We start from the raw sequence: 19,733 nt of genomic DNA, 5'->3' as shown, positions 1-19,733 counted from the left end.
TCTATCATTTGCCGTTTAAATAATTTGCTATAAATGGAGCAGTTTTGCTGTTTTTACATTTTGTAAGGCCCTCTAAAGTTCCGGTGTAAATGATTTTTCCACCTGCATCTCCTGCACCTGGTCCAACATCAATTAGCCAGTCGCTTTGTGCGATTACCTGCATATCATGTTCTACCAGTACAACAGTATTTCCGGCATCAGCCAGCTTATGAAGTTGAATCAATAACCGTTCAACATCAGCAGGATGCAAGCCAGTAGTCGGCTCATCCAGGATATAAATGGCAGACCCTTTTTGACTTTTTTGAAGTTCGGTAGCCAACTTAATGCGTTGTGCTTCGCCACCCGAAAGTTCTGTTGCGGCTTGCCCAAGCTTTAAATATCCCAACCCAACTTCCCTTACAATATCAAGCGCCCGATAGATAAGCGGATCTTCATCAAAAAAGTTGCAAGCTTCCTCTACTGTCATTTCCAGTACCTGGGCAATGTTTTTTCCCTTATAAATGACTTCAAGTGTATCGGCATTGTAGCGGGTACCTTTGCAAGTAGGGCAGGGTGTATAAACACTTGGCAAAAAAAGCAGTTCAACCATTACAAAGCCTTCTCCGAGGCAATGTGGACAACGACCTTTTGCTACGTTAAATGAAAATCGGCCTGCATCATATTTACGCTTTTTGGCTAGCGGCACCTCAGCAAAGCGTTTTCGCACATGGTCAAAAAGACCCGTGTAGGTAGCCAGATTTGATCTAGGTGTGCGTCCGATTGGGCGCTGGTCTACTACAATAAGCCTTGAAAGCTGTTCCAGCCCTGCTGTTATACTTCCTTTACTTGAAGCGGTATCCTTAATTTGTGGTCCTTCTGTTATTTCCTCTGGTTGCGTTTCTAGTTTTTGATGAAGGCCATTTGCAACCAGTTCTACCAGCAACTGACTCACCAAACTGCTCTTCCCTGAACCAGATATTCCGGTAACACATGTCATTACGCCTAATGGAAAATCGATATTTAAATTCTTTAGGTTGTGACGGGAGCCTCCTGTAATGCTCAACCAGCCTTTAGGTTTTCTTGGCGCAAGAATTTTCCTCACTTCCTGATTAAACAGAAAAGCTGAAGTTTGTGATTCCTTCACTTTTTTTAGCCCTTCAGGCAATCCGCTATATAAGATATAGCCACCCTGGTTACCAGCCATAGGGCCAACATCAATAATCCAATCTGCATGTTTAATCACCTCAAGCTCATGTTCAACTACAAATATGGTATTCCCGGCAGCCTTCAATTTATCCAGAATACCCAATAAGGCTCTGGTATCTGCGGGATGAAGTCCAGCTGAAGGTTCATCAAGCACATAAATGACTCCAAATAAATTAGAATGCACCTGGGTAGCGAGTCTCAGGCGTTGAAGCTCACCAGGAGAAAGGGTAGGAGTGGTACGTTCCATGCTCAGGTAGCCAAGCCCAAGCTCCAGCATCACTTTAATCCGCGATAGGATATCTGAAGAAATACGACCAGTAACAATTTGCTTTTCTGCCGATCCTATATCTTTTCCTAATTGGGCATACTTTTCGAAAATGATGGCCAGTTCAGCCAAAGAAAGGCCGGAGATTGTAGCAATATCTTTTCCATCAAATTTAATAGAAAGTGATTCTTTTCTAAGTCTCTTACCTTCGCAAAGTGGACAGGTAGCACTACGCATATACTGGCTTACTCTTTTTTTCATCAGTTCAGATTGACTGGATGAGAAGGTTTTAAGAATATATGGCTTAGCACCGATGAAAGTGCCCATATAATCGGGTGTTCTTTTATTTTTGATTGCTACTGCGGTTTCTTTTGGTGAGAATCCCGGATATACCGGAACCGTAGGTGTTTCCTCTGTAAAGAGAATCCATTCGCGATCTTTTTTAGGAAGGTCTTTCCATGGAATATCAACATTGTAGCCCATCGATACCAGAATATCACGTTGGTTTTGACCCTGCCAGGCCAGCGGCCATGATGCAATTGCCCGCTCCCGGATAGTCAGCTTATCATTAGGTACCATGGTACTTTCGGTGATCTCAAACACACTGCCTAATCCATGGCATTCAGGGCATGCACCCTGTGGTGTATTTGGTGAAAAACCTTCGGCATATATGATTCCCTGATGTTCAGGATAATCTCCAGCTCTTGAAAAAAGCATCCTCATCAGATTCGACAAGGTAGTAACACTTCCTACAGAAGACCGGGTGCTTGTTCCACCTCGTTGTTGCTGAAGGGCTACCGCTGGTGGAAGACCGTCTATCGTATCTACATCAGGTACACTCATTTGGTTAAACAGCCTTCTGGCATATGGAGAAACAGACTCCAGATATCTTCGTTGTGCCTCGGCATACAATGTTCCAAAGGCGAGTGAAGATTTTCCTGAACCGGATACACCGGTAAATACCACCAGTTTATCCCGGGGAATGTCCAGGTTAATATCTTTTAAATTATTTTCTCTGGCTCCACGAACCCTGATCATGCTACTCTGCTTATCTATTGCCATTACTTTTTGGAGTGACTTTCAATTTCATTTATGCAACAATAGAGACGAGACTAAGTTTTTAATTTTGTGGATGTTTTAGCTGTATAATCTTGATGCTTATCACCATTTGTGATGTGATATAGTTAGCAAGGCATTTTTGTACCTGCTCTAGGGTTTTCCATTATGCGGCGATCGGCCCATCCCCTTAATTCATTGATCAATGGAATAAGCTCTTTGGCATTGGCTGTTAAGGAATATTCAACCTTTGGCGGAACTTCCAGGTATACTTTACGGTTAACCATTTCATCCTGTTCAAGTTCTCTTAATGTTTGCGTGAGCATTTTAGTAGTGATTCCTTTAAGCAGCCGTTTTAATTCGCCGTATCTCAATACCTGATGTAAATGAAGATACCATAAAATTCTGCCACGGTATTTTCCGCCGATCCTTTGGAATGCAAAATCAACAGCACAATAGGGTTCATCTCTTTCCTTTCTCATTTTTTGTAATTTTATATGGCTGATAGTCAGTAATAGAATGTAAAAGGTATGTAGGATACTAAAAAGTACATACTTGACGCAAAGATATCAATATGATAGCTTTGAAGAAAAAAAAATGGACAGAAGAACCGCATTAATCAGATTTGCCGGACTGGCACTTATCGGATTTACAGATATCAGAAGTTTAGTGGCTAAACCGCTAAACGCTATTGGGAAGAAAAGGAATAGCTTTCATCAGTTTAAACTTGGAGAATTAGACTTGATGGTTGTGAGCGATGGCCGAATTGTAATGAAGCCCATTCAACCGAATTTTGCTCCTGGAATCAATTCTCGTCGGGTTGAACAGGAACTGGAGCGAAACTTTGCTCCAACAGACCAGATTGAATTGGGCATCAATATTCTGGTGATTAAATCGAAGAGCAGAACGATTTTATTGGATAGCGGATGTGGTGTAAATTTTGGTGAACAGTCTGGCGGATTAATTAAAAACCTTCAGAAGGCTGGCATCAATCCGGAAGACGTAACTGATGTGGTAATTACACATGCACACCCCGATCATATTGGTGGATTAACAGGTGCCGAAAATCAATTGTTATTTCCTAAAGCAAAGGTTTATTTATCACGTATTGATCATGATTTCTGGTTATCAGAAAATCCCGATTTTTCAAAAAGTAAGCTCACGGATCAGCAGCTAATCAAATTTGTAAAAGATGTGGCTAAAAAAAATATAAATGCTTTGGGTGATCAACTACATCTTTTTGAAGATGGAGATACTATCATTGATTGTATAACCATGCAATTGGCACCAGGCCATACACCAGGTCATTGTACGGCTAAAATTTTCTCTAATGGAGAGTCGCTTTACCATATTGCAGATTTGGTTCATTCAGCAGTCTTAGTGGTAGCGCATCCAGAGTGGGGTTTTGAAGGAGACAGCAATTTTAACCAGGCTATACAAACCAGGAGAAAAGTAATGCGTGATTTAGCCACATCAAGATCGCTGATTTTTTCTTATCATTTGCCATGGCCGGGCTTAGGGCATGTACGCAAAAAAGGTAATGCATTTGAATGGGTGCAGCAAATGGCTATGGTGCCAGATTAACATCATAAAATTGATTCGTTAGGCTTTTGCCAGATATTTTATCGTTGATTGATAAGCCTATCTGTATCAGCGTATTCACTTGGTACTGTTTCCATTACTTGTGTTTTGAAAACCCAAAGCTTCATCATAGGATAATTAAAACCATAAGAAACAACACTGTCTATCAATAAACGTCCGATACGGTAATCGAGGTTAAAACACTTTTGTAATAGATAAGTTCCTGCTGATTTTAAGGAAATACTTCCCAGTACAACGGCTGCAAATTTGATGAGTTGGTTCTTTGGAGATGCAACGTATTCATTACCATCATTGAATGCCCAGAACCTGTTGATACAAAAATTAACAATGCCGCCCAATGTTCCTGATAAAAGAATAGAAATGGTAAAGTGAATACCTAGCATTTCAGTAAAAAGAATCATAAGGCCATAATCTGTTACTCCACCGGCAAATGCAGATACCTGTGCTTTCAGAAAAACCAAAATTGATTTCTTTTTACTCATGTTTGGCGTATGATATTTTGTTCGTGATCAGAAGCAGCCTTGATTATTATTATACCAAGTGCTTATTAATTGGTTAAGGTTTTAATTCTTTTTCTTCGCGATCCCGATCGTTTCCAAGTTCAAGCAAAGCATTGGTATCTTTGAGGTTAATTACCAATAATATCACTGTGGTGATCAGGGCAGAATAGGTGATTGAGCCTGGAATAGCGGTTTCCAGCAGCAGGATCATTGCAATAATGACGCGAAGTTCTGTAGGCCCTAAAAGACCTGCATCAATTCGATATACACCCAAAATCTTATAGCGCAGCAAAGAGATAATCATAGACCAACCATAACATACCACAAAGATAAAACCTAAAATCCTAGTAGAATCTGTTGCATAAAAATAGTATCCCATCCCAATCAGGATGATGCTTAGCCAATCCATAATAATATCTAAAGCAAATCCGTACCATTTTCTGGCAATGCCTCGATAATATGCCAATCTCCCATCAAGCGAATCACCAACCCAGTTTATGAAAAGTCCAATAATTCCAATAGGTAAAAAAATATTTCCAAAATTTGCACCCAAAAGAAAGGCTGCGCAAACGATAATAGAACCAAACATGCCTACGCCGGTCATGATATTTGGCGAAATAAAGCCTGGTATCTTTCCGAGTAAAAAATGAATAAATTGTTGTTCCCCTGCTCTTAAAATGTTTGTTCTTTTTCTATCTGCGAAAATCTTTGCCCGTTCTGTTGTGATATCCTTCATTTATTTAATGACCAAAAGCTAAAAGACAAGCCACTATGGCTGTTTCAGGTCTGATCAGCTTTCCACTGATTTTTCTGGGTAAAGACTTGATCAGGGTAAGCTGACGTTTTAGTTTGCCCGATCGCGCAAGATAACTCAAAAATAAGATTATTAGCATATGTTATTTGACTATTCCAGCGAAACGCTGATAAAATACCGTAGGACTATTCTCGTTTTTAGGCACGTATTTTCCGGCAATAATTGGAATGTAGATCACTCTTCTTCGGCTTGGTTCACCTCGAAGTGAAGATTGTGCCACACGGTGCCAAAGTCTTCCATCATGCACGGTTAAATCTCCGGCCTCTGGCAAAATGGAAATTTCATCTTTATCAGGGCGATTATCCAAAAAATATTTTTTACGGAAAAGCATTTGATAAATACTTTGCTTGTGCGTACCAGGAATAATTTTTAAACCACCATTTTCTTCGGTTTGGGTACTTAAGTGTACACCAACATTTAACATCGGGTTCAGTTTGCCACCATAAAAAATGTCTCTCAAACCATCAGTATGCCAGCCCATTTTGGTAAAACCACTTTCTGGTCCGTTAACATAATGATTAAATACCATTCCATCCTTTTCTTCAATTCCTAATCTCGAATCTTCACCTGCTAATGGCAATAAAGCAGATAACCTTGGGTCTAATAATAATCCACTTAAGGTTTTATGATGCTGGTTGATAAAAGCGAAACGTTGTACAATTTTTTTGCCGTCTATATCCTTTCCATATTTTATAGGAACACCGTTAACTTTTTGAATATCAGTATTAATCCATTTTTGCTGTACTTCCTTTGAAGCATCGATAATGGATTCAACGGTTGGTTTGGTAATGAAATTTTTAAAGTGTATGAATCCGTGAATATTAAAAAATTCTACCTGCTGATCGGTGAGTTTTTCTGATAGGGTGAAGGTTGGATACGATGATGCCATTTAAATAAGATTAATAGTTGGAAATTAAGAATTGGTAGAAGAGAAAATTATGCGCAGCAACAACACATTCGCATTAGCGATGAGTTTTGTACCGATAAATAAAACGACTGTGTTTTATTATACATAATCTATGTATTTAGTAGTGTATAGTACAAACTTAACATTTTTTTAATATTCTTAAGAACAATGTAGCGTTTTTTTTTCTGATAAATTTTTTTAAATAAATTGATGATGGTAAAAAATGAGGTTGGGTGGTTGGTTAGGGGGTTAGATGGTTTAGTTGTTAGGGAGTTTAGGTGGTTAGTTGTTTAGAGGGTTAGTTGTTTAGATTGCCACTAGAAGACTGACGAAGTTTCCCTGGCACACAACCCATCAAACTTCGTAAGTCGGCAAGGGGGTTAACTTGCGAAGTTTTAAAGGCCTGGGGCTGGCAGAACTTCGCCAGTTTAGATGTGGATTTAGGTTGTTTGGTTGGTTAGGTGGTTAGTTGTTTAGAGGGTTAGTTGTTTAGATTGCCACTACAAGACTGACGAAGTTTCCTGGCACACAACCCATCAAAACTTTGTGGGTCAAGATTTAAGCACTAACCTTCAGAATACTGAAGATTAGTGCATAATCGCTTATGGTTGACCAGATCCTCCGGCTGCGCCATAAATTTGACCGGTAGAAAAACTGGCATCATTTGCGGCCAATTGAACATATATGGAGGCTAATTCAGCGGGTTGCCCGGGGCGACCCAGTGGTGTATCTTTTCCAAATGCCTTTAATTTCTCTGGTGTAGAGCCTCCACCCATTTGCAAGGGTGTCCAGATGGGGCCAGGTGCTACACCATTTACGCGTATTCCTTTCGGACCAAGTTGTTTGGCTAGTGATTTTACAAAGTTAGTAGTAGCAGCTTTTGTTTGTGCATAATCATATAAATCAGCTGATGGATCAGTAGCTTGTACGGATGTGGTGCCGATAATAGAAGAACCTGGCTTTAAATAAGGTAATGCAGCTTTGATAATCCAAAAGGGCGCATAAATATTGGTTTTAATCGTCCAGTCGAATTGCTCGGTGGTAATATCCATAATGGAAGGATTAGATTGTTGACGGGCAGCATTACTGATTACGATATCTAAACCACCCAATTGCCTGGCGGCTTCATCTACCAGTTTTTTGCAGAAGTTTTCATCCCTTAGGTCTCCGGGAATAGCAACTGCTTTTCTTCCGGCTTTTTTAATTAATTCTACTACTTCACGTGCATCAGGTTCTTCTTGTGGCAAATAATTAATGGCTACATCGGCACCTTCACGTGCGTAGGCAATAGCCGCTGCTCGCCCCATGCCAGAATCACCACCGGTAATGAGTGCCTTTCTACCCATTAAACGACCAGAACCTTTATAACTGGTTTCGCCATGATCCGGTTTAGGATCCATTTTACTTGCTAATGCCGGCCAGGGTTGGTTTTGATGTATGAATGGCGGGCGTGGATATTTTGTTGTAGGATCTTGCAAATCCGCAGGGCCGAATTTAATATCTTGCGGCACTGCGGCACTACTTAAAATAGGAGAAGCTGCAACGGCAGCCATTGCTAAACTCAGGCCGCCTAAAGCCTTTCGTCTGCTAATTTTTTCATTTTCCATGATGATCTTTTTCTTAGGTATATCTTTATAACCCACTTAATTTTTTTAAGTTTCAGAATTCTGATCAATGGTAATATTTAAATCATGTGAAAGGAAATCACATCACAGTAGTAAATTTAAAAGCTAACGAATTTTACACCTAAGCTCACCCAACGGGATGGGAGTGGAATAGCACCAATTTCATAATACTGAGTATCGAAAATGTTTTGCGCATCTACATATATCGTGAATTTTTGAATAGCCTGGCTAATACGCATATCATTGATCCAATAAGTTGATCCGGCAAATCGCTGGTTGAAACGTGTAGCCAATAATAAAGTAAAATTATGGTATTTAAAATCTATGGTGTTGGTTACCTGATGTTTTAGTGAAGCCAGTTGGTATTTAGACGAAATCCCGGGTTGCATCTCTCCAAACCTGGAGTTAAGGTAAGAATAGGCCAGATTGATATTCATCTTTGCATTTTCTGATATTTCGAGGCTGTAGTTAGAGCGAAGATTAATTCCCTTCGTAATCATGGTGCCCAAATTATTGGCTTCAAATGGTTCTGTGCTTACAACTCTTGTATAATCAATAAAATCGGTGATTCTTCTGTAGAAAAAGTTAGTGTTGAAAGTAAAATCTCCTTTGACAATTTTGAAGCCCATTTCACTTTGAAAGGCATTTTCAGGCTTTACATTTGGGTTACCAATGTTTCCTGGCCGCTGGTTCAGATAAAGATCGGTAAAGGATGGCAACCTTTGACTGGTGCCGATACTACCAATAATTTTAAAAACATCTGTAAAAGAATAACTGGCATCAAGACCTGGATAAACCTGCCATTTATAAGCAGAGTTATAGTTTACATAACTACCCAGATTAACATTTAATTTTTCGGTGAGGAAGGTACGGTACTGGGCATATATCCCCACATTTTCTCTTTGGTGTTTACCAATATTGGAAGAATTAATGGCATCACTTCTCAATTCGGCACCTATGCCTAGCTCTCCACCAGCGGTTTTATACGTGCTGTTTACTTCTGCCGCAAGTGAATTTGTACTGTGTTTGCTAATGCCCGCATTAGGATTGGTATTGCCGAAATAGCGGTAGTCATCGAAGTTGTAGCGATAACTCAGTCTAGGCATTAGCATCCATTTTTCTGAAAGCTTATGTTTGGATTGCACACTGGCCAAAGTCGTTTGTACAGCCTCAGTAGAATTTCGGTCTCCTGGTGCAGCGTAAAATCCATTAGCGCCAAACTCATTTTTGGTGTAACCAAATGAAGTCATGATTTCATTAGCGCTATCAATTTGAATATTCCCCTGGTAAAGTAACTTGAGGTTTTCAAATTGGGTATTAAAGCGGTAACCATTGCTTTGATCACGTGAGCCAAAAATAGAATGTTGATTAGTCTTGTTACTTAACACCGCTCCGGCCTGAATACCTGCACCATAAAATGTTTTTCCGTTACCTTCTGCATTTTTCTTAAAATTTGAGCCTGCATAGGAATCAACCAGAAAACCAGATTTAGTGAATTTTTTAGTGATAATGTTGATGGCTCCGGTTAGGCTGTTGATGCCGTAAATCCGGGCAGCTGGTCCGCGAACAATTTCAATCCGCTCAATTGCTTCTACGGGAATAGGCAGATTAAGCATGTTATGTGCCGTTTGCGTATCAATAATTTTAACGCCATTTAACAGCACAACTGTTTGCTCAAAACTTCCGCCATCAATACTAATATCTGCCTGACTACCAAAAGGTCCTCTTTGCCTTAAATCTACACCATTGGCATATTGCAAAAGCTCCTGAATAGTGCGGCCGGGTAATTTGGCAATCATAGCCTGATCAATGATATAAACATTTCTGTTTTGTTTGGATACGGGTGTATGGAAACCATTCTCATTAATCACCACATCTTTAAAGGTGATGACGGTATCTTGCTTTTGTTGAGCGTATAGGTTAGTACACCAAAAAAGCGGTATAGCCAGGTAAATTTTTTTCATTCCTTATAATTTTCAGCAAAAGTAATACCTTGCCGTACCACTAATGTATACCAGTTTTAATATAATGGATAGTCCGGTTCAAATTCCCTTTAAAAGTTTTATTCAGCTTAAGTTGGGTGATTCTACACCAGTTTATTTACAAATTATCTTTGAGTTTATTAAAGCCATTCAATTGGGTTTACTTCCTGAAGGTACAAAACTTCCGGGTACGCGAATATTGTGTAAACTGTTGTCTATTAATAGAAATACGCTGATTAAAGCCTTTCAGGATTTAGAAGCACAGGGTTTTATTGAAATTCGGCCAAATCAGGGAACATTTATTTTGTCTGATCAAAAACAGCTTAGAAGTAAAAGGGGAGTTTCAAAATCGGAAAGAACACAGGCGACGATTGATCATTTTACCTTCAAATCTTCGTCAGTTCTTGAAAATCCTGTTGAATGGAGTGATTTGCCCTTACAGTTTAATGATGGCTTACCTGATTTAAGATTAATTCATACCGATATACTGGCGAGGTTGTATGTTTCAAAACTTAAACGGCAGAAAATTAGACAGCCATGGGAACAAATCCAAACACAATCTCATCAGCATTTTAAGAAACAATTTTTTAATTTTTTAAATCTTACCCGCGGATTGCGGATTTCTGAATCTAACCTGCTTACCACCAGCAGTCATGAGATAAGCCTTTTTTTAGTGGCTAAACTGCTGATTTCCGAAGGCGATCATGTTGTAGTGGGGTCTCCCGGATATTATTTATCCAATATGACTTTAACAGATAGTGGTGCGAAGATTATTCCTGTAGCTGTAGATGATGAAGGTCTTCATTTGGCCTCGTTAAAGAAAATTTGTGAGGCACAAAAGATTAGAATGGTTTACCTCACTTCAATTTACCATTATCCAAGTACCACTCCGTTAAGTGCCAAAAGGCGAATGGAAATCCTTGAACTGGCAAACCAATATGGTTTTTTAATTGTGGAAGATGACTATGACTTTGATTTTCAACTGGATAGTAATCCAATATTACCCTTGGCTGCCATAGATACCAATCATCAGGTGGTTTACCTGGGCTCCTTCGCCCGGTCATTGCCTGCAGGCTTTGGCTATGGTTTTATAACTGCACCAGCAGCATTTATCAAAGAACTGGAAAAACATCAGCGTATTTTGGAGCCCGGAATTGATGTTATTAAAGAACAGGTTTTAACAGATTGGATCCAGGATGGTGAAGTTCACCGGCTTTCTAAAAAAAATAAGGTCATTTATAAGGACCGGCGTGATGCATTTGTGCGTTTGCTAACAGAAAAGCTGAATGGCCGGATCAGATTTAGTATTCCCGTACGTGGCCTGGCCATTTGGGTGGAGTGGCTCGATGACTTTAACCTGATCAGGATGCAGAAAAAATGCGCTGAAAATGGATTGTTTCTCCCCAAAACCATTTTATACCAAACTAAAAATATTACTGCTACCCGTTTAGGTTTTGGAAGTCTCAATTTGAAAGAGATGGAAAATGCTGTTGATATCCTGGCAAAGTCACTTATGAGTATCATCAATGATTCGTTAGTGGTAAAAAAATAATTTAACTGCTGAAGATTAACTATTCAGGTCAAACATTTTAACCTGCCGTATGTTATTTTCGTCAACCATTACCCTTATATTATTTATAAATAGGGGCATGTGGCAGAGAATAAAATATCCTTTAAAATTTATGGGGATCAAATAAATATGGTTTGATCAAATATGATTTGTTAATAAAATGTCGTCTGTGCCACTACCTGCTAATGAAATTGAACGTTTAAATGCGTTGCAATCTTACAATATTCTTGATACATTATCTGAGCGTGAGTTTGATGATTTGACCGAGCTTTCTTCCATTATTTGTAATACACCGATTGCTTTGGTTAGTTTAGTTGATCAGCATAGGCAATGGTTTAAATCCAGAAAAGGTCTTGATGTTGCGGAAACGCATCGAGATCATTCCTTTTGTTCGCATGCTATTCAAAATCCATATGAATTGATGGAAATTGAAGATGCCAAACAAGATGAAAGATTTATGCATAATCCGCTTGTAACCGGGCAACCTTACATCACTTTTTATGCTGGTGTACCACTGATTAATGAAGAAGGTTTTCCAATCGGCTCACTTTGTGTGATTGATTCCGTTACGAGAAAGCTTACAGATGCACAACGGTCGGCTTTGAAAATTATGGCCAAACAGGTGATGGATAAGATGGAATTGCGCCGAAAAATGAGCCTGTTGGAAAAATCCGAAAAATTGAATACCGCATTGTTGGAACGTTCAGTTTTAGGAGAAATGAGGAGCCATATGCTCATTCAGCAGGCCCCGATTGCCATGGTTTTATTTAAAGGAAATGATTTTCATGTTGAAGCGATAAATCCACCGATGCTGGATTTTTTAGGGCAGAATGCTGATATCCTGCATCAACCTATTCTTTCCGTAATTCCTGAATTTAACAAGCAGGAAGCTTATCCGCTATTATTAAAGGTTTATAAAACTGGTGAAACCATATATGTAAATGAGCAGCTGGTAAAAACAACCGGTAAAAATGCTGACAATATCAGCTATTATAACTTTACTTTTTGTCCTTTAATTGAAAATGAAATCATCACTGGTGTGATTAATATGGCAGTTGATGTTACCGAACAGGTAATGGCTAGAAAGAGGGTAGAAGAAGTAAGTAATGATCTTCATGCCTCATATATTAAACTGGAGCAGAGCGAGCAGAAACAGAGCAGTGCAATTGAACAAGCTAAATTGGGTACATATACCATTGATGGTTTTACAGGCAAAATGTGGGCATCTGCCCGGTTAAAAGAAATCTTTGGTTACAGGGAAGACGAAGAGATGACCTATCACTCTGTAATTGATCAGGTAAGTGCAGAATATAGACATGAGGTAATCAAGGGTGCAGAATCTGTCATTAAAAAAGATCTCGTTTTTGACATGGAATATACCATTAAAAAACACAATGATGGTATGATCCGTTGGGTTAAATCTACCGGAAAACATTACAAAACGGAAGCTGAACCTTATGGCCATTTTTCAGGAACCATTCTAGATATTACAGAGGAAAAGGAAGACAATATCCGTAAAGATGATTTTATAGGAATGGTGAGTCATGAGCTAAAAACTCCTCTTACCTCATTAAAGGGGTTTATTCAACTTTTACAGCTTAGAACAAAAAACGTAGAGGATGCGCTTACTAAAAATATTTTAGATAAGGCTGATAAACAGATCACCAAGATGACAAGGATGATCAATGGTTTTCTGAACGTATCGCGACTCGAATCGGGTAAAATTCATATTGAAAAAGAACTTTTTGATATCAGTGTATTGATCAATGAAATTGAAGATGATACCATTCTGAATGCTGACGGCCATACTGTTATTTTTGATCCGGTGGAAACCGCCTGGGTAAATGCGGATAAAGATAAAATAGGTCAGGTAATTAATAATTTTATCAGTAATGCCATTAAATATTCTCCAATGGGAACTGTTGTACGAATTTCCTGTATTTCAAATCAGCAGGGATCGGTAATCAGTGTAAGTGATGAAGGTATGGGGATAGAAGCTTCAGATATTCCTCATCTTTTCGAACGTTATTATCGGGTAGAAAAACACAATACAAAATCAATAGCCGGATTTGGAATTGGCCTTTATCTGTGTGCCGAAATTATGAAAAGGCAAAATGGAAAAATATGGGTAGAAAGTGAAATTAAAAAAGGTTCTACCTTTTATTTTAGCCTTCCTGCTGCGCAGCATTCTGTTTAATTAATAGTAGTGAATTGGTGTCTGATTTAGTTATGACATCTGGCAGACATGACTTAAAGTACTCTACTCAATTGTTTTATCATCTGTATAACAAATAATGAATTTGTGCAGACATTTTATTTTTAATTCCAAACACTGATTCGATTTATATTTGTTATTAAGACTAATAACTAAGATATTTTATGATAGCAACAAAAGGATATGCGGCACAAAGTGCCGAAACAGACCTGGCTCCCTGGAATTTTGAACGCCGTGAGGTGGGGCCACATGACGTACAGTTTGAAATACTTTTCTGTGGTGTATGCCACTCTGATTTACATCAAATTAAAAATGACTGGTTTCCAGGTATTTTTCCAATGGTACCAGGGCACGAGATCGTTGGTCGTGTAATTAAAGTGGGTGATCATGTTAAAAAGTTTAAAGTAGGAGATCTTGCAGGTACGGGCTGTATGGTAGATTCTTGTCAGGTTTGTGAAAACTGTAAACAAGATCTGGAGCAGTATTGCTTAGAAGGAAATACACAAACTTATAATGGAATGGAGCGTGATGGTTCTATGCCAACTTACGGTGGTTATTCAAACAACATCGTGGTAAGAGAAGAATTTGTATTGCATGTTTCTGATAAACTGAATCTGGCGGCTGTTGCACCCTTACTTTGCGCAGGTATCACCACGTACTCTCCATTAAGACACTGGAAAGTAGGTAAAGGACATAAGCTTGCTGTTTTAGGTTTAGGTGGATTAGGCCACATGGCCGTTAAATTTGGTGTAGCATTTGGTGCTGAAGTAACTGTTTTAAGTACTTCACCTAAAAAAGAAGAAGATGCTAAAAAGCTAGGCGCACATCACTTTGTAGTAACAACGGATGCAGATCAGGTGGCTGCAGCAAAAGGTACCTTTGATTTTATTTTGGATACGGTTTCTGCAGAGCATGATTTTAACATGTACTTATCTCTTTTAAGAACAAACGGAACGCATATCTGCGTAGGTGTACCGCCAAAACCTGCTGAAATTGCAGCGTTTAGTTTATTGGGAGGTCGAAAAAGTTTAGCAGGATCTGGAATTGGCGGAATTGCTGAAACTCAGGAGATGCTTGATTTCTGTGCAGAACACAACATTGTTTCGGATATTGAAATGATTGATATGAAAGATATTCATAATGCTTATGAGCGGATGGAAAAAGGTGATGTAAGATATCGCTTCGTGATTGATATGGCAACATTATAAGATTGATAAATATTTCATTGGATATTTAAGGAAACTTGATTCATCTGGTGGAGATAGTTTAAATCATAAAAACAAGGGATGTCCAAATGGTTATCCCTTGTTTGGTTTTTAAGGGTTAACATGAAAGGTTGTTGGTTTGCAGGGGGATAGATGGTTAGTAGTTTAGAAGGTTATAAAGTTTAGAGGGTTAGTGGTTTAGGGGGTTAGAAGATGAGGCGTTTAGTTTCTTGTTTTAAGACTGACGAAGTTTCCCTTGCACACCATCCATCAAAAATTCGAAAGTCGGATTAACTAACTTGCGAAGTTTCAAAGGCCTTTGCGTAGCAGAACTTCGCCAGTTTTAGTGGGGTTATTTTTGGTTAGAGGGTTATAAAGTTTAGAGGGTTATTAGCTTAGAAAGTTAGTTGTTTAGAGGGTTAGGTTCTTGTTTTTAAAACTCACGAAGTTTCCCCGACACACCATCCAAAAAAACTTAGTAAGTCGGGAAAAGCAGATTTTTAAATCACTGGAGCCAGTAGAGATCATGAAGTAAGCCGGTCGCAAAACTTTATATCTTTTATCGTGTTGTAATTTTTAAATCGCAGATGCATTTATCATTCGCAATAAGGGTGTCATATCGATAATCAATATTTTGGTTTTAGCTATTGGCACCTTAACTTTAATCTATAAATAATATAACTATGAATACTGAAAAAGCCATTCTTGCTGGCGGTTGCTTTTGGGGGGTAGAAGAATTGATTCGTAATCAGCCTGGAGTAATTTCCACTGTGGTGGGTTACACTGGTGGTGATGTACCAAATGCAACATACCGCAACCATGGTACACATGCTGAAGCCATAGAGATTGTTTTTGATCCTGAGAAATTATCATACAGACGTTTATTAGAATATTTCTTTCAAATTCATGATCCAACAACTAAAAACAGACAAGGAAACGATGTTGGAACATCTTATCGTTCTGCTATTTTTTTTGAAAATGATGCCCAGCGGGAAACTGCGGAGGAACTGATTGCGGAGATGGAAGCATCAGGAATCTGGCCAGGTAAAATTATTACGGAAGTAGTTCCTGCTGAAGATTTTTGGAATGCAGAGGAAGAACATCAGGATTACCTTCAAAAATACCCTTATGGCTATACCTGTCATTTCGAAAGACCTGAGTGGAAATTAAGCTAATTAAAGAATTTAAAGATTCATCATTCCGACCGCAGTAGAGGAATCTTTGAGCTAGTTAAATTATATAAATCAATAGACCTAAGTTCAAGGATCTCTCCGTTACGCTGTGGTTAAGTCGAGAGGACGATCCTCGTATAATCGTCATTTCGAGCGTAGTTGAGGAATCTTTGACCCAATAAATTGTTTAATTAAAAGAACTAAGTTCAAAGATCTCACCGTTTCGCTGTGCTTCAGTCGAGAGGACGATTATACGAGGATCGTCATTTCGAGCGTAGTTGAGGAATCTTTGAACCAATAAATTGTATAATTAAAAGAACTAAGTTCAAAGATATCTCCGTTTCGCTACGCTTCAGTCGAGAGGATGATTGTAAGAGGGGTCGTCATTTCGAGCGTAGTCGAGAAATCTTTGAACCAGTTAAATTATATAATTAAAAGGCCTAAGTTCGCAGATTTCTCCATTTCGCTACGCTTCAGTCGAGAAGACGACCTTTGGGTAGTGGGCACACTCCAAAATCAATTAAATGATCATTAATTTTCATGCAGCAATTAAATTTCTATTGATAACCTTTGGCTTGCAGGTTAAAAAGCTCGGCATATCTTCCGTTCTTTTCAAGCAATTCTGCATGTGTACCAGATTCCATAAGTGTTCCCTGGTCTAAAACTAAAATCCGGTCGGCAAGCCGGGCGGTAGAAAAGCGATGCGAAATTAATACCGCAGATTTTCCCTTCGTTAACTCCGAAAAGCGTTGAAAAACTTCATATTCTGCACGGGCATCCAAAGCGGCGGTAGGCTCATCCAGAATCAATATTTGTGCATCCTTCATATAAGCCCTTGCTAAAGCCACCTTTTGCCATTCGCCGCCGGAAAGTTCTATGCCATCATTAAATTTTCTCCCTAACCACTGTTGATATGCACCTGGGAGTTTGGCTGCCAGTTGATCTGCAAGACTTTCTTCTGCAGCTTTTTTAACCAATTGCTGGTTGTCGATTTCTTTGATGTTTCCAACAGCAATGTTTTGATAAAATGTCATTTGATAACGGATATAATCCTGAAATATAATGCCGAGATTGTGTCTTAGATCATCCAAATCATAAGATTTTAAATCTTTTCCATCCAATAAAATCCGACCTTCTGTTGGATCGTATAATCGGGCAAGAAGCTTAACCAAGGTGGTTTTGCCTGCACCGTTTTCACCGACCAAGGCCAGTTTTTCGCCCGGGCGAAGTTCAAAGCTGAGGTTCCTGTTCGCCCACCTTGTAGAATTATGGTATTGAAAGCCCACATTTTCAAATACGAAGCCTGTTTGGATGGGGTTGGGAAAAGGAATTGCATTTTGTGGCTTGGTGATTTTAGGTTTAATCTCAAAAAAATCTATAAAATCATTCAAATAAATAGCACCTTGTGATACGATGGTAAACCTTGATAACATGGTTTCCATTAAACTGCTTAATTGTCTGAAAGAACCTGCTAAAAAGGTAAGGCTACCCACTGTAGATTTTCCAATTACGGTATTGTAAATGATGAAACCATAAGCAGCATAATAACCTAAAGTGCCCAGCACGGAAAAGAAAATACCCCAACCCGAACGCCTGATGGCCAGTTTGCTGTTATCTGCATAAAATTGATCAGACAACATTTTGAAACGTCCGATCACGAAATCAGAAAGACCAAATATTTTAACTTCTTTCGCTGTTTCATCACTTGCTCCCAAATAACGCAGATAATCCAGTTCCCTACGCTCAGGTGTTTGACTTCTGGAAAGGGCATAATTTTTACTATTAAAATAAGATTCACCTAAAAAAGAAGGAACAATAGAAAGCAACAGCAATACAATTAACCATGGATTAAAGGCAATGAGTCCGGTGAGGAGAAAGGCTATGGAAATAAAATCCTGAATCTGGCTCATCACTTGTGAAAGTAATACTGTTCTGCCCACGGTTTGTTGCCTGGCACGTTCCAGTTTATCGTAAAATACAGAATCTTCAAACTGATCCAGATCCAGAGTGGCCGCATGTTGCATAATGCGCATTGAGGTGTAATTCGAGAATAAATCACCCAGTAAACTATCCGTTAGGTTAATCATTCTGTTTAATCCATCAGTAATAATAGCAAGTGCAAATTCTAAAGCCACCAGCTCCCAAAGTTTTTGCATGTCGCCATTAAGCGCCTGACTGTTTAAAGTAACTACTTCATCAATAATGAGTTTGCCTACGTATAATAAAGCAACTGGCATAGCCGATCTTAGTAGGCGAAGGAGAAAACTAATGCTCGTTTTGCCCGGACTGCTTTTCCAAACTAATTTGAAAAAATCTGGTAAATTTTTGAGTGAAGTAAGCCTGTCTTTTAAGGATATGTTTTCTATTGAGATGGTGTTTCTGTTTTTTGCCATAGTTAGGGAAGCGCTTGCAAAGCTAAACTTATTGCATCATTAGAGATTCAGTTGCTTGTAAAATCTTTAAATATTTAGTTTTTTACCATATAGGAGGCATTTAAGTTTATTTAATATTTATTCAGTATACCAAGTTTCCTCAAGGGGTTGATATTTTACCATCTAAGACATTTAAGATTTAGGCTTATATATGCTTAGGTTTCTTGGGTGGTTAATATTTTACCATCTAAGATATTTAAGTTCATTTAAGATTTAGGCTTAGATACGCTTAGGTTTCTTGGGTGGTTAATATTTTACTATCTAAGACGTTTAAGTTCATTTAAGATTTAGGCTTAGATACGCTTAGGTTTCTTGGGTGGTTAATATTTTACCATCTAATATATTTAAGTTTATTTAAGATTTAGGCTTAACTAAGCTAAGGTTTCTTGGGTGGTTAATATTTTTTACCATATAGGCATATTAGTTCATTTAACATTTAAGCTTAGGTTTCTTGGGTGGTTAAATATTTTTTCCATATACAGCATTAAAGTATATAAATTAATATTTTCTTAGTTGATTAAGAACCTTCAATTAATCCGTATTAATATTCAGTGTTGACAACTTTCTATGCAGCCTGATCATATATAAAGCTGAAAATTATTTTTCTAAATGATAAATTTGTAAAAAAACAGATGATGAAAATTATAAAACTCTTAACCAGTACATTCATGTTTCTTGTATTAATGAATGTTGCCAAAGCGCAAACCACCACTGCCGATTTATTGAAAGAGTGGGAGCGTGCTAAAACTTACACTTCGGAATATTTAAATGCCATGCCAGAAACAGGTTATGCATTGAAACCTACACCAGAAATGAGATCTTTCGCTGAGCAAATGTTACACCTGGCAGCAGATAACTATGTTTTTGCCGCTGCTGCTGCAGGTGATAAAAGCCCTGAAGGCAAAGATGAGTTAGAGAAAACCAGTGAGAAAACAAAGGCTGTGGTTACTAAAAATGTACTGGATAGCTATGATTTTATGATCGCCACTATAAAAAAAATGACTCCGGCTCAATTAAACGAAAAGGTAAAACTTTTTGGCCGTTTTGATATGAGTCGTGAGCAGGCTTTAGGTAAGGGATTTGAACACCAAACCCATCATCGCGGACAAACCACTGTTTATTTGCGTTTGGCTAAAACTACCCCTCCACAAGAAAAATTATTTTAACTTAAAAAGCCATTAATTCCTTTAAGAGTTAATGGCT

14 protein-coding genes are annotated in these 19,733 nt (G+C 38.5%); 6 read left to right on the top strand and 8 right to left on the bottom strand.

Features of this window, described 5'->3' with window-relative positions; translation table 11 throughout:
• Positions 1–4 precede the first annotated feature (4 nt).
• A complete protein-coding gene (gene uvrA, locus AN34_RS10035; RefSeq protein ID WP_029284890.1) occupies positions 5–2,512 on the bottom strand; it encodes an excinuclease ABC subunit UvrA in 2,508 nt (835 codons plus the stop codon).
• A gap of 122 nt (positions 2,513–2,634) precedes the next feature.
• A complete protein-coding gene (locus tag AN34_RS10030; RefSeq protein WP_029284888.1) occupies positions 2,635–2,988 on the bottom strand; it encodes a helix-turn-helix domain-containing protein in 354 nt (117 codons plus the stop codon).
• 73 nt (positions 2,989–3,061) lie between these two features.
• Between AN34_RS10030 and AN34_RS10025 the strand changes: the two genes are divergently transcribed.
• The gene (locus AN34_RS10025) at positions 3,062–4,090 is read left to right on the top strand and encodes an MBL fold metallo-hydrolase (protein WP_157263275.1); all 1,029 of its coding nucleotides are present in this window, start codon (positions 3,062–3,064) and stop codon (positions 4,088–4,090) included.
• Between the two features lie 38 nt (positions 4,091–4,128).
• Here AN34_RS10025 and AN34_RS10020 read toward each other — a convergent pair whose 3' ends face one another.
• From AN34_RS10020 to AN34_RS10000, 5 genes are all read right to left on the bottom strand, one after another.
• Entirely contained in the window at positions 4,129–4,590 is a 462-nt protein-coding gene (locus tag AN34_RS10020) for a GtrA family protein (RefSeq protein WP_051666413.1), read from the bottom strand.
• 73 nt (positions 4,591–4,663) lie between these two features.
• Positions 4,664–5,344 carry a CDP-alcohol phosphatidyltransferase family protein gene (locus tag AN34_RS10015; protein ID WP_029284881.1) on the bottom strand — a complete coding sequence of 227 codons (681 nt, stop codon included), beginning with the start codon at positions 5,342–5,344 and terminating at the stop codon, positions 4,664–4,666.
• Between the two features lie 160 nt (positions 5,345–5,504).
• Positions 5,505–6,311, bottom strand: a complete 807-nt coding sequence (locus AN34_RS10010) for a phytanoyl-CoA dioxygenase family protein (RefSeq protein WP_029284878.1) — start codon at positions 6,309–6,311, stop codon at positions 5,505–5,507.
• A 620-nt stretch (positions 6,312–6,931) separates the two neighbouring features.
• Complete coding sequence (locus AN34_RS10005) at positions 6,932–7,936, bottom strand: SDR family oxidoreductase (RefSeq protein ID WP_029284876.1); 1,005 nt, start codon at positions 7,934–7,936, stop codon at positions 6,932–6,934.
• A gap of 116 nt (positions 7,937–8,052) precedes the next feature.
• Complete coding sequence (locus AN34_RS10000) at positions 8,053–9,918, bottom strand: TonB-dependent siderophore receptor (RefSeq protein ID WP_029284874.1); 1,866 nt, start codon at positions 9,916–9,918, stop codon at positions 8,053–8,055.
• Positions 9,919–9,982: 64 nt separating this feature from the next.
• On the opposite strand from AN34_RS10000, the gene AN34_RS09995 reads away from it, so the two are divergent.
• From AN34_RS09995 to msrA, 4 genes are all read left to right on the top strand, one after another.
• Complete coding sequence (locus tag AN34_RS09995; protein WP_029284872.1) at positions 9,983–11,488, top strand: PLP-dependent aminotransferase family protein; 1,506 nt, start codon at positions 9,983–9,985, stop codon at positions 11,486–11,488.
• A gap of 178 nt (positions 11,489–11,666) precedes the next feature.
• On the top strand, positions 11,667–13,703 hold the full coding sequence (locus AN34_RS09990; protein ID WP_051666411.1) for an ATP-binding protein: 2,037 nt from the start codon (positions 11,667–11,669) through the stop codon (positions 13,701–13,703).
• Between the two features lie 182 nt (positions 13,704–13,885).
• Positions 13,886–14,929: an NAD(P)-dependent alcohol dehydrogenase gene (locus tag AN34_RS09985; protein ID WP_029284868.1), complete on the top strand. Its 1,044-nt coding sequence runs from the start codon at positions 13,886–13,888 to the stop codon at positions 14,927–14,929.
• A gap of 680 nt (positions 14,930–15,609) precedes the next feature.
• On the top strand, positions 15,610–16,101 hold the full coding sequence (msrA, locus tag AN34_RS09980) for a peptide-methionine (S)-S-oxide reductase MsrA (RefSeq protein WP_029284866.1): 492 nt from the start codon (positions 15,610–15,612) through the stop codon (positions 16,099–16,101).
• Positions 16,102–16,655: 554 nt separating this feature from the next.
• On the opposite strand, the gene AN34_RS09975 is transcribed toward msrA, so the two are convergent.
• Positions 16,656–18,491, bottom strand: coding sequence for an ABC transporter ATP-binding protein (locus AN34_RS09975; RefSeq protein ID WP_029284863.1), 1,836 nt, complete (start codon positions 18,489–18,491; stop codon positions 16,656–16,658).
• Positions 18,492–19,162: 671 nt separating this feature from the next.
• Between AN34_RS09975 and AN34_RS09970 the strand changes: the two genes are divergently transcribed.
• The gene (locus tag AN34_RS09970) at positions 19,163–19,696 is read left to right on the top strand and encodes a DinB family protein (RefSeq protein ID WP_231625525.1); all 534 of its coding nucleotides are present in this window, start codon (positions 19,163–19,165) and stop codon (positions 19,694–19,696) included.
• The last annotated feature ends 37 nt before the right edge of the window (positions 19,697–19,733 follow it).

Source organism: Pedobacter sp. R20-19 (assembly GCF_000708265.2).
Lineage (GTDB): Bacteria > Bacteroidota > Bacteroidia > Sphingobacteriales > Sphingobacteriaceae > Pedobacter.
This window is presented reverse-complemented; position numbering and strand designations above follow the sequence as displayed.

Coding starts and splice junctions, on each gene's coding strand:
- uvrA (WP_029284890.1), bottom strand. CDS start 2,512: ATGGCAATAGATAAGCAGAGTAGCATGATCAGGGTTCGTGGAGCCAGA.
- AN34_RS10030 (WP_029284888.1), bottom strand. CDS start 2,988: ATGAGAAAGGAAAGAGATGAACCCTATTGTGCTGTTGATTTTGCATTC.
- AN34_RS10020 (WP_051666413.1), bottom strand. CDS start 4,590: ATGAGTAAAAAGAAATCAATTTTGGTTTTTCTGAAAGCACAGGTATCT.
- AN34_RS10015 (WP_029284881.1), bottom strand. CDS start 5,344: ATGAAGGATATCACAACAGAACGGGCAAAGATTTTCGCAGATAGAAAA.
- AN34_RS10010 (WP_029284878.1), bottom strand. CDS start 6,311: ATGGCATCATCGTATCCAACCTTCACCCTATCAGAAAAACTCACCGAT.
- AN34_RS10005 (WP_029284876.1), bottom strand. CDS start 7,936: ATGGAAAATGAAAAAATTAGCAGACGAAAGGCTTTAGGCGGCCTGAGT.
- AN34_RS10000 (WP_029284874.1), bottom strand. CDS start 9,918: ATGAAAAAAATTTACCTGGCTATACCGCTTTTTTGGTGTACTAACCTA.
- AN34_RS09995 (WP_029284872.1), top strand. CDS start 9,983: ATGGATAGTCCGGTTCAAATTCCCTTTAAAAGTTTTATTCAGCTTAAG.
- AN34_RS09990 (WP_051666411.1), top strand. CDS start 11,667: ATGTCGTCTGTGCCACTACCTGCTAATGAAATTGAACGTTTAAATGCG.
- AN34_RS09985 (WP_029284868.1), top strand. CDS start 13,886: ATGATAGCAACAAAAGGATATGCGGCACAAAGTGCCGAAACAGACCTG.
- msrA (WP_029284866.1), top strand. CDS start 15,610: ATGAATACTGAAAAAGCCATTCTTGCTGGCGGTTGCTTTTGGGGGGTA.
- AN34_RS09975 (WP_029284863.1), bottom strand. CDS start 18,491: ATGGCAAAAAACAGAAACACCATCTCAATAGAAAACATATCCTTAAAA.
- AN34_RS09970 (WP_231625525.1), top strand. CDS start 19,163: ATGATGAAAATTATAAAACTCTTAACCAGTACATTCATGTTTCTTGTA.